The sequence below is a fragment of the Thioalkalivibrio sp. ALE25 genome, assembly GCF_000377285.1.
Taxonomy (GTDB): domain Bacteria; phylum Pseudomonadota; class Gammaproteobacteria; order Ectothiorhodospirales; family Ectothiorhodospiraceae; genus Thioalkalivibrio.
Map to the genome: position 1 here is coordinate 72,445 of NZ_KB897927.1, position 15,179 is coordinate 87,623.

General features: G+C 67.7%; 10 protein-coding genes and 1 tRNA gene. 8 read left to right on the top strand and 3 right to left on the bottom strand.

Annotated features, from left to right (window positions below; translation table 11 throughout):
* The first annotated feature begins 20 nt into the window (after positions 1-20).
* The 4 genes from alaS (at position 21) to C996_RS0103250 (ending at position 4,713) form a co-directional block, all read left to right on the top strand.
* The gene (alaS, locus tag C996_RS0103235; RefSeq protein ID WP_018866032.1) at positions 21-2,630 is read left to right on the top strand and encodes an alanine--tRNA ligase; all 2,610 of its coding nucleotides are present in this window, start codon (positions 21-23) and stop codon (positions 2,628-2,630) included.
* A gap of 328 nt (positions 2,631-2,958) precedes the next feature.
* A complete protein-coding gene (locus C996_RS0103240; protein ID WP_018866033.1) occupies positions 2,959-4,203 on the top strand; it encodes an aspartate kinase in 1,245 nt (414 codons plus the stop codon).
* Between the two features lie 68 nt (positions 4,204-4,271).
* A complete protein-coding gene (gene csrA, locus C996_RS0103245; protein WP_026279180.1) occupies positions 4,272-4,529 on the top strand; it encodes a carbon storage regulator CsrA in 258 nt (85 codons plus the stop codon).
* A gap of 93 nt (positions 4,530-4,622) precedes the next feature.
* A tRNA-Ser gene (locus tag C996_RS0103250) sits at positions 4,623-4,713 on the top strand.
* 405 nt (positions 4,714-5,118) lie between these two features.
* On the opposite strand, the gene cydC is transcribed toward C996_RS0103250, so the two are convergent.
* The 3 genes from cydC to C996_RS0103265 all read right to left on the bottom strand — a co-directional run bounded on the left by cydC (position 5,119) and on the right by C996_RS0103265 (position 9,892).
* On the bottom strand, positions 5,119-6,792 hold the full coding sequence (gene cydC, locus C996_RS0103255; RefSeq protein WP_018866035.1) for a thiol reductant ABC exporter subunit CydC: 1,674 nt from the start codon (positions 6,790-6,792) through the stop codon (positions 5,119-5,121).
* The gene (gene cydD / locus C996_RS0103260; protein WP_018866036.1) at positions 6,785-8,404 is read right to left on the bottom strand and encodes a thiol reductant ABC exporter subunit CydD; all 1,620 of its coding nucleotides are present in this window, start codon (positions 8,402-8,404) and stop codon (positions 6,785-6,787) included. Before cydD ends, cydC begins: the two co-directional genes overlap by 8 nt.
* A 102-nt stretch (positions 8,405-8,506) precedes the next feature.
* A complete protein-coding gene (locus tag C996_RS0103265) occupies positions 8,507-9,892 on the bottom strand; it encodes an NAD(P)/FAD-dependent oxidoreductase (protein WP_018866037.1) in 1,386 nt (461 codons plus the stop codon).
* 368 nt (positions 9,893-10,260) lie between these two features.
* Here C996_RS0103265 and C996_RS0103270 point away from each other — a divergent pair, with 368 nt between their 5' ends.
* From C996_RS0103270 to C996_RS0103285, 4 genes are all read left to right on the top strand, one after another.
* Complete coding sequence (locus C996_RS0103270) at positions 10,261-11,667, top strand: cytochrome ubiquinol oxidase subunit I (protein WP_018866038.1); 1,407 nt, start codon at positions 10,261-10,263, stop codon at positions 11,665-11,667.
* 3 nt (positions 11,668-11,670) lie between these two features.
* Positions 11,671-12,675 (top strand): cytochrome d ubiquinol oxidase subunit II, encoded by a 1,005-nt coding sequence (cydB, locus tag C996_RS0103275; protein ID WP_018866039.1) that lies wholly within the window; start codon positions 11,671-11,673, stop codon positions 12,673-12,675.
* A 151-nt stretch (positions 12,676-12,826) separates the two neighbouring features.
* Complete coding sequence (locus C996_RS0103280; RefSeq protein WP_018866040.1) at positions 12,827-14,308, top strand: sigma-54-dependent Fis family transcriptional regulator; 1,482 nt, start codon at positions 12,827-12,829, stop codon at positions 14,306-14,308.
* Between the two features lie 169 nt (positions 14,309-14,477).
* Positions 14,478-15,134, top strand: coding sequence for a hypothetical protein (locus tag C996_RS0103285; RefSeq protein ID WP_018866041.1), 657 nt, complete (start codon positions 14,478-14,480; stop codon positions 15,132-15,134).
* The last annotated feature ends 45 nt before the right edge of the window (positions 15,135-15,179 follow it).

Sequence of the window (15,179 nt, forward strand, 5' to 3'; positions counted from 1 at the left end):
CCAACGCTCACCGGAACCGCATGAAAAGCGCCGACATTCGCCGGAGTTTCCTCGAATTCTTTGAAGGGCATGGCCATACGATCGTGCCGTCCAGCCCGCTGGTACCGGGCAATGATCCCACGTTGCTGTTTACCAACGCGGGCATGGTGCAGTTCAAGGATGTGTTCCTCGGGCGCGAGAAGCGTCCGTATACCCGGGCGGTGTCCACGCAGCGCTGCGTGCGCGCGGGCGGCAAGCACAACGACCTCGAGAACGTCGGCTATACCGCGCGCCACCACACGTTCTTCGAGATGCTGGGCAACTTCAGCTTCGGCGACTACTTCAAGCGCGACGCGATCCACTACGCCTGGCAGTTCCTGACCGAGTCCATTGGCCTGCCGCCGGAGAAGCTGTGGGTCACGGTCTACGAGACCGACGACGACGCCTACAGCGTCTGGGCGAACGAGATCCAGGTGCCGGCCGAGCGCATCATCCGCATAGGCGACGACCCCGATGGCGGTTCCGACAACTTCTGGCAGATGGGCGATACCGGCCCCTGCGGCCCCTGCACCGAGGTGTTCTACGACCACGGTCCGGAGGTCGAGGGCGGCCCGCCCGGCTCCCCGGACGAGGACGGCGATCGCTACATCGAGATCTGGAATCTGGTGTTCATGCAGTACGACCGCGACGCGGACGGCATGCTGAACCCGCTGCCACGCCCGTCCGTCGATACCGGTATGGGACTGGAGCGCCTGGCCGCCGTGCTGCAGGGCGTGCACTCCAACTACGAGATCGACCTGTTCCAGGACCTGATCGCGGCCGCCGCGCGCGTGACCGGGGCGAGGGAAAAGGATTCCGCCTCGCTGCGCGTGATCGCCGACCACATCCGTTCCATTGCCTTCCTGATTACCGACGGCGTGCTGCCGTCGAACGAGGGCCGCGGCTACGTGTTGCGCCGCATCATCCGCCGCGCCGCGCGCCATGGCTTCAAGGTGGGCGCGCAGGACGCCTTCCTCTACCAGATGGTCGGCGACCTGGTGCGCGCGATGGGCGAGGCCTTCCCGGAGCTGGCCGAGGCGCAGGCGCAGGTCGAGAAGGTGCTGGAGAAGGAGGAACGCAAGTTCCTGGAGACGCTCGACAAGGGCATGAAGATCCTCGAGGACGACCTGCGCGATCTCGAGGGCCAGGTGATCCCGGGCGAGACCATCTTCCTGCTGTATGACACCTACGGCTTCCCGGTGGACCTGACCGGCGATATCGCCCGCGAGCGCGGCCTGGAGCTGGACATGGACGGATTCGAGTCCGCGATGGCCGATCAGCGTGCCCGGGCCCGCGCCGCCAGCCACTTCTCCATGGACGACGGCGGCCTGCCGCAGGTCGATCTCGAGACCACATTCTCCGGCTACGAGACCGTCGACGACGAGGGTCGCGTGGTCGCGCTGTACCAGAACGGCGAGCCGGTCGAACGACTCGAGGTCGGCGCCGAAGGCCTGGTGGTACTGGACCGCACGCCGTTCTACGGCGAGTCCGGCGGCCAGGTGGGCGATGTCGGCACGCTCAGTGGCTCCGGCGTGCGCTTCCAGGTCGCTGATACCCGCAAGCAGGGCGCGGCGCACATCCATGTCGGCCAGGTCCGCGCCGGCACGCTGGAGGTCGGCCAGACGCTGCAGGCCGCGGTGGAAGGCCCGCGCCGCGAGAACATCCGTCGACATCACTCGGCGACCCACCTGCTGCACAAGGCCCTGCGCGACCAGTTGGGCGACCACGTCCAGCAGAAAGGTTCGCTGGTGGACCCGGAGCGCCTGCGCTTCGACTTCACCCACATGGAGCCGCTGACCGACGAGCAGCTGCGTGCCATCGAGGCCCAGGTGAACGCCGAGATCCTGGCCAACGAGGCCACCGATACCCGCGTGATGGACATCGAGTCGGCGATGGAGTCCGGCGCGGTCGCGCTGTTCGGCGAGAAGTACGGCGATCAGGTCCGGGTGCTGAAGATTGGCACCTCCGTGGAGCTGTGCGGCGGCACGCATGTGGATCGTACCGGCGACATCGGCCTGTTCCGCATCACCTCCGAGGGCGGGGTGGCGGCCAGTATTCGCCGTATCGAGGCGGTGGCCGGCGAGGTGGCGCTGCGCTGGGTCGACCAGCAGCTCGGGTACCTGGATGCGATCGCCGATCGCCTGCGCGCCGGGCGTGGCGAGGCGGCCGACAAGGTCGCCCAGTTGCAGGAGCGCTCGCGCGAACTGGAAAAGCAGATCGAACAGCTCAAGGGCAAGTTGGCCAGCCAGGCCGGCAGCGATCTGGCCTCGCAGGCGCAGGAGGTCGGCGGCATGCAGGTGCTGGCCGCGAAGGTCGAAGGCGTGGAGCCCAAGGCCCTGCGCGACATGGTCGACCAGCTCAAGCAGAAACTCGGCAAGGCGGTCGTGGTTCTGGGTACCGCCACCGGCGAGGGCAAGGTCAGCCTGGTGGCGGGCGTCACCAAGGCCGAGACCGGCCAGTTCAAGGCCGGCGATCTGGTCGGCCACGTCGCCGCGCAGGTGGACGGCAAGGGCGGTGGCCGCCCGGACATGGCGATGGCCGGTGGCCAGAGCCCGGACAAGCTGGAGGCCGCGCTGGCCTCGGTCACCGACTGGGTACGCGAACGGGCCTGACGGTTTCCGTCACTAGCACGCCCGCCATCGCGAGGTGCGCAGCGCGGTGGCGATCTGCAGGGGTTGCCCGGCGCTGGAAGGCGGGCGGGTGCGGTGGCTTCGGATGGCGGTTGCCGCCGCCCCTGACGGGGCCTCGCAATGACGATGGGTCTTGTCATCGCGGGGCGCGTAGCGCCGCGGCGATCTCCGGGGGATAGCGCCGCCGCTGACGGGCCTCGCAACGACGGATATTTTGTTGTCTAATGGTGGCCTTTTAAGTAAACGCTAATGGATGGGGTGCGCCCTGTCCGGACGGCCGCAAGGGCCGGGCACGGAACGGAATCTTCAAATGGCGTTGCTGGTACTCAAATTTGGCGGCACCTCGGTGGGCTCGCCCGAACGCATCCAGGCGGTCGCGGAACGCGCCCTGAAACTGCGCGAGGAAGGGCACCAGCTGGTGATCGTGGTCTCCGCGATGAGCGGCGAGACCGATCGTCTGCTGGGACTCGCCCACGCGCTGAACCCGCGGGCGGATGGCCGCGAGCTGGACGTGCTGCTGTCCACCGGCGAGCAGGTCACCATCGCGCTGCTGGCGATGGCGCTGGAGGCGCGCGGCTGCGACGCGCGCTCCTACACCGGCGCGCAGGTGACCATCCGCACCGACAGCGCGCATAACAAGGCGCGCATCCGCAGCATCGACGATGCCCGCGTGCGGGGCGACCTGGACGCCGGGCGCGTGGTGGTTGTGGCCGGTTTCCAGGGCGTGGACGAACACGGTGCGATCACCACCCTGGGCCGGGGTGGCTCGGATACCACGGCGGTCGCGCTGGCCGCGGCGCTCAAGGCCGACGAGTGCCGCATCTACACGGATGTCGACGGCGTCTACACCACCGATCCGCGCCTGGTCCCGAATGCCCGCCGGTTGCACAGCATCACCTTCGAGGAGATGCTGGAGATGGCAAGCCTCGGTTCCAAGGTGCTGCAGATCCGGGCGGTGGAATTCGCCGGCAAGTACAACGTCCCGTTACGAGTGCTGTCCTCGTTCGAGGAAGGACCGGGGACCCTGATTACCACGGAGGAGGATGCGCAGGTGGAACAGGCGCTGGTTGCGGGTATCGCGTTCAATCAGAACGAGGCCCAGCTGACGATTCAGGGCGTCCCCGATCAGCCGGGGGTCGCGCATCGCATCCTCGGCCCGATCGCGGAGGCCAATATCGAGGTGGACATGATCGTGCAGAACGTGGGCGCGGATCAGACCACCGACTTCACCTTTACGGTTCATCGCAACGACTACGACAAGGCCCTCGAGATCCTGCAGGCGGCGGCCAGGGACCTCAACGCCCGCGAGGTCGCCGGCGACACCCACATCGTCAAGATCTCCGTGGTGGGCGTCGGCATGCGCTCGCACGCCGGCATCGCCAGCAAGATGTTCGAGGCCTTGTCGCGCGAAACCATCAACATCCGGATGATCTCCACCTCGGAAATCAAGATCTCCGTGGTGGTGGATGAGAAGTACCTCGAACTTGCGGTACGTGCATTGCACGATGCATTTGAACTCGAACACGACCCTGCCGGTCAACAGGAGGACGGTTAAGGATGACAGACCGTAAAACGGTTACCGGACGACCGACTCCGTCCGACACAGGCACTGCGGAGAAGAGCATGCTCATTTTGACTCGACGTGTGGGCGAGACCCTCATGATCGGCGAGGATGTGTCCGTCACCGTCCTGGGGGTCAAGGGCAATCAGGTCCGCATCGGCATCAACGCACCTCAGGACGTCGCGGTTCATCGCGAGGAGATCTTTCAGCGCATCCAGCGCGAATCGAACGTCGCCGGCGGTGACGGCGGCGGGGAGAACTCCGGTGGCGGTGGTAGTACCGGGGCCGGGGGTGTGGCCGCAGGCGCACGCGACGACTGAACCCTCGGCAGGCAATGTCAGGGCCCGGAGGCGGATCACCGCCTGCGGGCCTTTCATTTGGCCGCCCAAGAACGTATCCTGTGCCGCGTTTCCGGAGAGTTGGCCGAGCGGTCGAAGGCGCTCCCCTGCTAAGGGAGTATGGGTCAAAAGCCCATCGAGGGTTCGAATCCCTCACTCTCCGCCAAATCCTGTGAAGGGGCCCAAGTGGCTCCTTTCGCACGTCTGGCCCCAGCATTTCCGGGATTCGAACCCGAGATATGAGAACGATGGTTCGACCGGTGGCGCGTAGCGACACCGGAACGCCGCAGCGCAGCGAAGGCGGCCCGAAGGGCGACCGGCGCAGCCGGGCGTAATCCTCACTCTCCGCCAAATACCGCAAAGGGGCCCAAGTGGCTCCTTTCGCACGTCTGGCCCCAGCATTTCCGGGATTCGAACCCGAGATATGAGAACGATGGTTCGACCATTGGCGCCCTGCGGCGCCAGCACGCCGGAGCCGGCCGTCACCCCCTTACTCTCTATATTCCCCGGCGACGAGGTCCGCGCGGCGCTGTTCGCATTTCGACTGCGGGGGTATCCCTTCGGTCCGGGTTCAGGAGGGGGCGGGGCGGCCGAGATCGAGGCGGGGCCAGTCGCGCGGCAGGGATTCCGGGGCGTGGGTCACGAGCAGGCACTGGCGCTGGTTCAGCCACGGGCCGATGCGGGGCAGCACGCGCTCGAGAGTCCTCGGGTCGAGGCCGGCGAAGGGTTCATCGAGCAGGACGACGGGACGGTCCTGAAGGAGGATCGCCGCCAGGGCGAGCCGGCGCCGCTGGCCGCCGGAGAGGTACGAGCCAGCTTCGCCGATGCGGTAGTCCAGACCTTCTTCCGTGCCACGCACGGCGTTCGCCAGATCCACCTGCTCCAGAGCCTCCCACAGGGCCGCATCGCTGAGAGGCGTGTGACGCGGCTCCAGGATGTCGCGGAGGGAGGTGTCCGGCAGTTGCAGCCCCTGAGGCAGGTAGCTGAGATGGCGGTACCGGGTGTCGGCCGAGATTCGATCGAGATCGTCGCCGCCAAGCGCGATGCGCCCGGTCAGGGGCGGCAGTTCGCCGGCGAGGGTGTCCAGCAGCGTGCTCTTGCCGCGCCCGCTGGCCCCGCTGATCACCAGCGGACGGCCGCGCGCGGGGGCGAGGTCCAGGGGGCCGAGCAGCGGGCGTTCGCGGTGAAAGCCGATGGTCAGGCCGTGGGCCTGCAGCACGGGGGCGTGGTCGGCAGGGGCCGGGCGTGCGGCTCCTGCCGGGGCCTGCCCGGCTGCTTCGAGATGTTGCACGCGCCCGGCGGCCTTGAGGCTCTCGCCGGCACGCCACCACGCCCCGGGCAGGCTGCCGAGGACCTCGCCCAATCCCAGGGTCATCAGCGGCAGCAGTACCGCCACAGGCGCGCTCAGGGTCCCGTCGCGGTACCAGCCCAGGGCGAGGACCAGCATCAGCAGCGCGGATGCGCCGACCACGGCCTGCACGGCCTGTTCAGACCCAACGCCGAACGCCTCCTGGGCGCGTTGCTGGCGCGCGTAGGTCGCGTTCTCGCGGCGCAGCGAGGCCTCGTGTTCGCGGGCCCGGTTGTAGGCCAGAAGCTCGGCCAGGCCGCCGATGTAGTCGAACAGCCCGATGCGTTCGCGTGCCCGGGCCTGCACCAGCGCGTGGCTGCGGCGCTGCCCGGCCAGTGCAAGCAGCGCGGAGACAGCAAGCGTTGCAAGACCGGAGACGGCGAGCACGGCCGCGGCGGGCCAGGGCGCCAGCCAGATGGCGATGACCAGCGTGACCACGAGGCTGATGGCCGCGGCGACCATCGGTCCGACCACCCGCAGGGGCATCCCATCGAGGGTGTCGATGTCGCTGGTCAGGCGGGTCTGCAGGTCGCCACTGCGGTAGGCGCGAACGCGTGCCATGGGCAGTGCGGCGAGCCCGCGGAAGCTGTGGCCGCGCAGATCGGCCAGGCTGCGCAGCACCGCCTCGTGACTGACCAGACGCTCGAAATAGCGTGCCAGGGTGCGGCTGATCGCGGCGGTACGGATGCCACCGGACGGTACGTAGAGGTCCAGGGTGGCCAGAAGTCCGGCGCCCGCCAGCGCGGTCGCGGTGATAAACCAGCCGGACAGCGCCAGCAGGGCGATCCCGGCGATCCAGGTCAATGCCAGCAGGCCCCAGGCGCCCCAGTACCAGACGCGGCGCCGGCGGAAGACGCGGTGCAGAAAGGCGAGGTTGGCGCGGGTTTCGTCACGCATGGGGTGTCTCCGGCGTGACCGGCGCCAGCTCCAGCTGTTGCGGGCAGCGCCGGTGGATGGCGGCATGATGGCTCGCGATCACCAGCGTCAGGCCACGGGTGTCGGCCAGCCGGAACAGCGTGTCCAGGAGTGCCTCTTCGGTCTTCACGTCGAGCGCGCTGGTCGGTTCGTCGAGCAGCCAGAGGCGGTGCCCGGAGAGCAGTGCGCGCGCGACGGCGACCCGCTGGGCCTGGCCGCCGGAGAGGCCGTGCCGGGCCTCGCCGATGGCGGTGTCCAGGCCGTCGGGGAGCTCGGGCGCGTCGAGGGGTAACCCGGCCTGTTCCAGTGCCGTGGCCATCTCTGCATCGGGGATCATTGCGTGGCGGGCCAGCTGCAGGTTTTCGCGCAGGCTACCGTGGAACAGATGGGCATCCTGGTCGATCCAGGCGAAATGGCGGGCCCGGGCATGGCGTTGAATGCGGCCCTCGGTGGGGGGCAGAAAGCCGGCACATACCGCCAGAAGGGTGGATTTTCCGCTGCCACTGGGGCCGGTCAGTGCGAGATGCGCCCCCGCTTGAATCTCGAGGTCGAGATGCTGCAGGACCGGTGTGCGCTGACCCGGGTAGTGCACCATCACATCCTCGAGTTTCAGCAAGGGGTCGGTCTCGTCCCCGCCGGTGACCTCGGTGACCGCGGCTGAAGCCTCGGCCCCGTTGGGCGAAGCAAGCGCGGGAGCGAGGCTCTCGGCGGCGGCCAGCGCACCGGCGCGGTCATGGTAGCTCTGGGCGAACTGGCGCAGGGGCAGGAAATACTCCGGCGCCAGCAGCAGGATGAACAACCCGGTGAACAGGGTGATGTCCCCGGCCGGGCCATAGTCGATGGCGCCGAACAGGGCGAAGCCGATGTAGATCGCGACCATGCCGATCGCGACCGCGCTGAAGAACTCCATGATCGCCGAGGACAGGAATGCGACCCGGAGGGTGCGCATGGTCAGGCGGCGTTGCTGGTGGCTGCGCTCGACGACCTCGATCTCGGTGGCCGTGATGGCGCGGGCCCGGCGCAGCCAGTCCAGGCTGCGGATGCGGTCGAGGAAGTGCCCCGCCAGACGGTTGGCCTCCTCTTGCTGACGCCGGTGGATCTGTTCCGCACCCATGCCGACGATCGCCATGAACGCCGGAATCAGCGGGGCGGCGAGCAGCAACAGCAGGGCGGCGAGCCAGTCCAGCCAGAAGGCCGCGGCCAGAATGGCCAGTGGCGTCAGGATGACCGCCTGGCGGGCCGGCAGGTAACGCGCATAGTAGCCGGTCAGGTCATCCACCCGCGTCTGGAACTGCTCCGCCCAGGCGCCCGCGGTCGTCTGTCCGGCCAGGCGCGCGGGCCCGGCATGCCGGACCTGTTGCAGGAGATCGGTGCGCAGCTGCTGCTTGACCGCAAAGGCGAGGCGGTGTCCCGCCAGGTCGCGCAGGGCCTGGGCGGCATAGCGCAGACCGAGCAAGGCGAGGCCGCCCAGCAGGATGCCCGGCAGGTACGGGGGGGCGGCGGCGAACAGCGTGCCGTGCACCGCCCAGGCCACGAGCCCCGCCAGCGCAATGGTCGCCAGCGTGGCCACCAGCGTGCTGGCGGCACTGAGCACCAGCCAGTGGCGGTGTGGCCGTTGCCGTGCGCGCAGCCATGGCCCCGGCGCGGCACGGTGGTCCGGCGGCGGGGCGCCTGTTTCGCCCGGTTGCGGCATTGACTAGCGCAGGTAGCGCCCGCGCAGCATGTTGAAGTACAGCGGCTTGATCATATGCACCTTCAGGCGCCACCACATCCAGCTGGGTTCCCCCTGGTCGAGGAAGCTGAAGGTCGGCACCTCCTGCAGGGTGTAATCGAATTCCACCAGTGCGGCCTTGCCCACTTCGGTGATCAGCGGGCAGGAGGTGTAGCCATCGAACCGGCGCGAGGGTTCGCGATCCTGGATCACATCTACCAGGTTGTCCGGCATCACCGCGCCATGCGAGCGCACCGTGGAGGCGGTCTTGCCGATTGCGGTCGCGACCACGTCGCCGGCGCCGAAGATGTTCGGGTAGTCCGTGTGCTGCAGCGTGCGGTCATCCACCTCCAGCCAGCCTCCGGCCGCCAGGGGACCGTCCTCCACCGCCAGCCCGGCGTCACGCACAAAGTCGTGCGCGCGCATCGGCGGGGTCACGTGGAGATAGTCGTAGTCCACCGTCTCGCGCCCGCCGTCGCGGGTCTCGAACTGGGCCTGGCGGGCGTCGACATCCACCGCCACCAGGGCACCTCCGTCGTTCACGCTCACGCCGCGTTCCGCGTACAGGTCGCGCACCATATGGTCAAAGCGCTGCACGCTGAACAGGGTGTCCGACCCCGTGTGATAGTGGAAATCGGCCCCGGCGCGCTGACCGGCCGAGCGCAGCAGGTCATCGGCGATGAAGGTCGCCTTGATCGGCGCCCCGGCACACTTGATCGGCGTATTGGGGATGGTAAACCGCGCCACCCCGCCGTTCTCGCCGAACGCATGGATCTGTTCGTAGGCATCGCGTGCGGCCTCGGCGCTGGCATACAGGCTGGTCAGGCCGGGACGCCCGATATCCTCGCGGCGCAACCCTTCGATGGCTTCAAAGTCCAGGTGCAGCCCGGTGGCGACCACCAGGAAGTCGTAGTCGAGCCGGTCGCCGTCGGTGGTCTCGACCCGTTGCGATTCGGGATCGATGGCCGCCACCGTGGAGCGCACCCAGTCGACGCCGCGCGGGATATAGCGTTCATTGCGGCGCTGGACCTCGCCCACGGAATAAACGCCCGCGGCCACCAGGGTCCAGCCGGGCTGGTAATGATGGATCTCGCTGGGCTCGACGATGGTGATGCGTGCGCCGTCAAGCAGGTCGCGCAGGCGGGCGGCCATGGTCATGCCGGCGGCTCCGCCACCGAGCACCACGATGCGGGCCTGGCTGGAGACCGCCGCGCGGGCCGGGGCGGCCTGCACGCCAGTCGCCGACACCAGGCCGGCGGCACCGGCGATCTTCAGGAAATCGCGCCGGGACAGTCCTTGCAAGGTCTCCCGGGCCTGCCGGGCCAGGGCCTGGTCAATCTCGGGGTGCTTCGGGTCTTCGGGGTGATGCATGGCTCTCTCCGCGTATCCGTCTGCCGCTCCGGGGACCGGGCGGGCCAGTTCTGAGGGTCGCGCCGTCTGCCGGGCGCTTCGTGTGACGGAATGCTTACAAGTTGCATGCCAACACCGGCAGACCGCCCCGTCGGGCCCTGGGCGCCGGTGTTGGCGGTTCCGGTCTGCCATTCGTGGCAGTCACCTGCGACCGGACTGCCAAGAATGGCAGACCCGGGGCGGCATTGGCGGGCGTTGGCCAGGCGCCAAGACACGGGCCAGTCGCCTGCAGCGCGCCGCCGGGGTCCGGACCGGAACTCTGGCACGGTACTTGTTAGGGGTTCATCGATACGTCATCCCGGCGTGCCCCTGATAACGGAGGAAAGGCCATGGAGCTCGACCCCATACTACTCTCGCGAATCCAGTTCGCGTTCGTGGTTTCGTTTCACGCGATCTTCCCGGTGTTCACGATCGGGCTGGCTTCGTTTATTGCGTTTCTGGAATTTCGCGCCTGGAAGACCGGTGACACGATCTATACCCAGATCTCGAAGTTCTGGATCAAGATCTTCGCGGTGGTCTTCGGTATGGGCGTGGTCTCCGGCCTGGTGATGTCGTTCCAGTTCGGGACCAACTGGAGTGCGTTCTCCTATGCCACGGCCAATTTCCTCGGGCCGGTGCTGTCCTACGAGGTGCTCACTGCGTTCTTCCTGGAGGCGGCGTTCCTGGGCGTGCTGCTGTTCGGGCGTGACCGGGTGCCGCAGGGCGTGCACCTGTTCTCGGCCCTGATGGTCGCGCTGGGCACCTTCATCTCGTCGTTCTGGATCCTGGTGGCCAACAGCTGGATGCAGACGCCGGTCGGCTTCGAGCTGCAGGACGGGGTGTTCCATGTCACGTCCTGGATCACGGCGATCTTCAACCCGAGCTTCTGGCCGCGCTTCTTCCACATGGGGCTGGCCTCGCTGCTTACCGCCGGCTTCGTGGTCGCCGGGGTCTCCGCCTGGTATCTGCTGCGCCAGCGCGACGTGGTGATGAACCGCAAGGCCCTGGGCACCACGATGTGGGTGCTGCTGTTCGCGGCCCCGGCGCAGCTGGTGGTCGGTGATATCCACGGCCTCAACACCTTCGAGCATCAGCCGACCAAGGTGGCGGCGATGGAAGGCGTGTGGGAGACCGAGCGCGGGGCGCCGCTGCTCTTGTTCGCGATCCCCGACTCGGCCAACGAGACCAATCACTTCGAGATCGGCATCCCGAAGATGGCGAGCTTCATCCTCACCCACGAGATGGACGGGGAAGTGCCTGGCCTGCTGGAGGTACCGGCCGAGGAACGTCCGCCGGTAGGCATCACCTTCTGGTCGTTCCGCGTGATGGTGGCGATTGGCATGGTGATGATCCTGTTCGCGCTGGCGGGCGCCTGGCTGCGCTTCCGCCGCCGGATGTATGCCTCGCCGCTGTTCCTCAAGGGGCTGGCCTGGATGATCCCGGCGCCGTTCCTGGCGGTGGTCGCGGGCTGGTTCGTGACCGAGACCGGGCGCGCGCCCTGGCTGGTCTACGGCGTGATGAATCATGCCGAGGGCATTACCCCGGCCCTGACCGGTGGCATGGCCCTGTTCACCCTGATCGGCTATGTGGCGGTCTACGCGGCGGTGTTCACCGGGGGCGTCTACTACCTGGTGCGCATCGTGCGTCAGGGCCCGGAACCGGCCGATGCCGTGCATGCGCCGGCGCACGCCAAGCGTCCGCTGTCGGCCGCTGACACCTTCGTCGATGACGCCGCGGTCAGCGGTGCAAGGAGCTAAGTGATGGAAACCACGATCGATATCACGCTGATCTGGGTCGTCATCATTGCCGTGGGCGTGATCGCCTACGTGCTGATGGACGGGTTCGACCTCGGGGTGGGGATCCTCTTCCCCTTCGCCCCGGGGGAGACCTCGCGCGACGTGATGATGAACTCCGTCGCCCCGGTGTGGGACGGCAACGAGACCTGGCTGATCCTCGGCGGCGCGGGCCTGCTGGCCGCCTTCCCGCTGGTGTACTCGGTGTTCCTGCCGGCGCTTTATATCGGGGTCTTCCTGATGCTGGCGGGGCTGATCTTCCGCGGCGTGGCCTTCGAGTTCCGCTTCAAGGCGCACCGCTCCAAGGGGCTGTGGAACGCCGCCTTCGCGATCGGCTCGGCGGTGGCGGCCTTCGCCCAGGGCGCGGTGGTCGGTGCCTATATCCAGGGCTTCGAGATGGACGGCTTCAGCTTCGCCGGCGGTCCGCTCGACTGGCTGACGCCGTTCACCGTCCTCACCGGCATCGGGCTGCTGGCGGGCTATGCCCTGCTGGGCGCGACCTGGCTGATTGTGAAGACCGAGGGTGATACCCAGGCCTTTGCCTATCGGGTGGCGCCCTGGATGCTGGCGGTCGTGCTGCTGGTGTTCGGCGCGGTGAGCCTGATTACCCCGTTCATCGATCCGAAGGTGATGGAGCGCTGGATGGGGACCTGGCAGTACCTCTGGGTGCTCCCGGCGCTGGCGCTGTTCTCCGCCTGGGTCCTGATCCGCGCGGTGCGCCGGCGAGATGAAGGGATCCCGTTCGTCGCCACGATTGCCCTGTTCATCACCACTTACCTGGGACTGCTGGTGAGCAAGTGGCCGTACGTGGTGCCGCCGGACTACACCTTCTGGGATGCGGCCTCCTCGCCGGATGCGCAGCTGTTCATCCTGGTGGGGGCGCTGTTCGTGATCCCGATCATCCTGGGTTACACCGCGTGGACCTACTGGGTCTTCCGCGGGAAGGTGACCCCGGAGACCGGCTATCACTAGGCGGGATCGCCCATCGGTTGTCACAGGGCCTTTCCGGAATGTCCGAGTCCGCCATTCAGGGCATCGAGCCACGCGTCTGCAGGAAGTCGGCGCCGTGGCACGACCCGAATGGCGGACCTTCCTCTCACGAGCTGCATACGGGGGTGATGGCATGCCGTTGAACATCGCTCGTCTGAACGTGTCTATCGGGCAGCGTGACGGCGTCGGTTCCGGTGTCGGATACGCCTTCCAGGACCCCTTGTTGCGAGGCGACGTGACCAGCATCCCGAAGAAGGAGTCGGCACCCCTGGACCCCAACGTGGGGACCCTGCGCCAGGTGCTGGAGGTATTTCGTGAACCGGCCATCCTGCTGTCCCCGGATTATCGGATCCTGGCGGCCAATGGCGCCTACCAGCGCATCTACGGGACTGATCGCGATGGCTCCGGTCGCACCTGCTTCGAGGCCTCCCATGGTTTCCGCCGCCCCTGCGACGAGGCGGGGGAGTCCTGCCCCCTGCGGGCCGCCCTGGGCAGTGGCCACCGCGAACGCGTGCTGCACGTGCATCACACCGAGGCCGGGCGCGAGCACGTGGACGTCGAGTTGCTGCCGATCCGGGATGCTGACGGGGAGATCCGCTACCTGATCGAACGCCTGCATCACCTGCCGGTGTCCGCGCCACAGGCGGGCAGCGGCGGGCTGGTCGGTCGCTCCAGGGCCTTCAATGCCATGCTGGGGATGATCAGCCGGGTGGCGCCGAGCAATGCCTCGGCCCTTCTGCTCGGCGAGTCCGGCACGGGCAAGGAACTGATCGCACGCGCCATTCACGAAGCGAGCCCGCGGAAGAAATTGCCGTTCGTGCCCGTGGAATGCTCCGGCCTCACCGAAACCCTGTTCGAAAGCGAGCTGTTCGGCCATGAACGGGGGGCGTTTACCGGGGCGACCTCGGCCAAGGCCGGGCTGGTGGAGGCGGCGGCCGGCGGCACCCTGTTTCTCGACGAGGTGGGGGATATACCGCTAAGCCAGCAGGTCAAGCTGCTGCGGCTGCTGGAGACCCACGCCTATCGCCGGGTCGGTGGTGTCGAGTCGCGGCGGGCGGATTTTCGCCTGGTCTGCGCGACCCACCGCGATCTCGAATCCATGGTCCGGGCCGGCGAATTCCGCGAGGACCTCTACTACCGTATCAACACCTTCCCGATCGAGGTGCCCCCGCTGCGCGAGCGGGTGGAGGACATCCCGTTGCTGCTGGAGGCTCTTGGCGAGCGCCTGGATCTGGTCGTGCCACCGCGCCTGGAAGACGAGACCCTGAGAGTTCTCGAGCAGTATTCCTTCCCCGGCAATGTGCGCGAGCTGCGCAACATCCTCGAGCGCGCGGCCTTGCTGGCAGACGGCGAGGCGATCCGTCCGGAACACCTGCCGGACCGCGTGCGGCAAGGCGGTGCGTCCCCGGTCGGGGCGAGGACTGGCGGACTGGAAGGGTTGCTGCATCCGCAGTCATTGCGCCCGCTGGACGAGATCGAGCGCGAATACCTGCGGCACGCGGCTGCGGTGTACCCCGGGGACCGCCGTGCGCTGGCAAGGACCCTCGGGATCAGCGAGCGCAGCCTGTACCGCCGTCTGAGCCAGCTGGAGGGCGACGCCGACGAGCAAGACTGAAAGTGCCCGGGCGGGTCGGGTAACGCGTCTCGCCCGGGTTTAAACGACGTCCGCGTGGGCGGTCGGACGTCCGGCCACTGCCTGTCACAAGGGACGGGAGTGGAGAGATACCGCCATAAGCATCAGTAAAACACGATAGTCCAATACAGCTTAAAGACCGGAGTCTCTGATGAAAAAGACCGCAATGACCCTCTCCCTGTCCGCCGCCCTACTGGCGACCCCGATGCTGGCCGCCGCCGAGCCCCTTTCGTTTGGCGAGCAACAGACCATCCGCTCTATGGCCAGTGCCGGGGTCGGGCAGGCCATCGTCAACCAGATGGGCGCCGGTTCGATGGTCGTGATCAATAATCCGTCACCCATCTGTGGTGCCCTGGCGGGTGGCCTGGGCGCATCCATGCTCTCGGCCGATCCGCGGGCGGGCTTCCAGATCGCGACGCTGCGCTCCGGCGAGGATGCCGCCGCCGCGGTGCATGTGACCGCGGACAAGGAAGTGGCCTACCTGGCGCTGGGGGGCGAGCTGGATCGCGATGAGAACGTGGCGCTGGCCCACGCCTACCTGCAGGAGCTCGCCGCCTCGGAGTGGGACGGCACCCTGGTGCTGCACATCTCCTCGTGGATGCAGAAGCAGGTCCAGGCTGTCGCGGAGGCCGACGAAGCGGTGGCTGACTATCTGGAAGGGCTCCGCATGGTGGCGCTCCAGCCCGACCTGGAGGCGGGTCAGGCGGTGATGCTGGGCGTGAACTTCGATGGCGACGACTTCACGACCGAGGAGATGGGTCGTCAGGACATGCGTGAAGACCTGGTGGACTTGTTCCGTCGCATGTAGGCCCGTGGTCAGCGGGCTGGGGCAGGGGCCGTCTTGCCTGGCCCG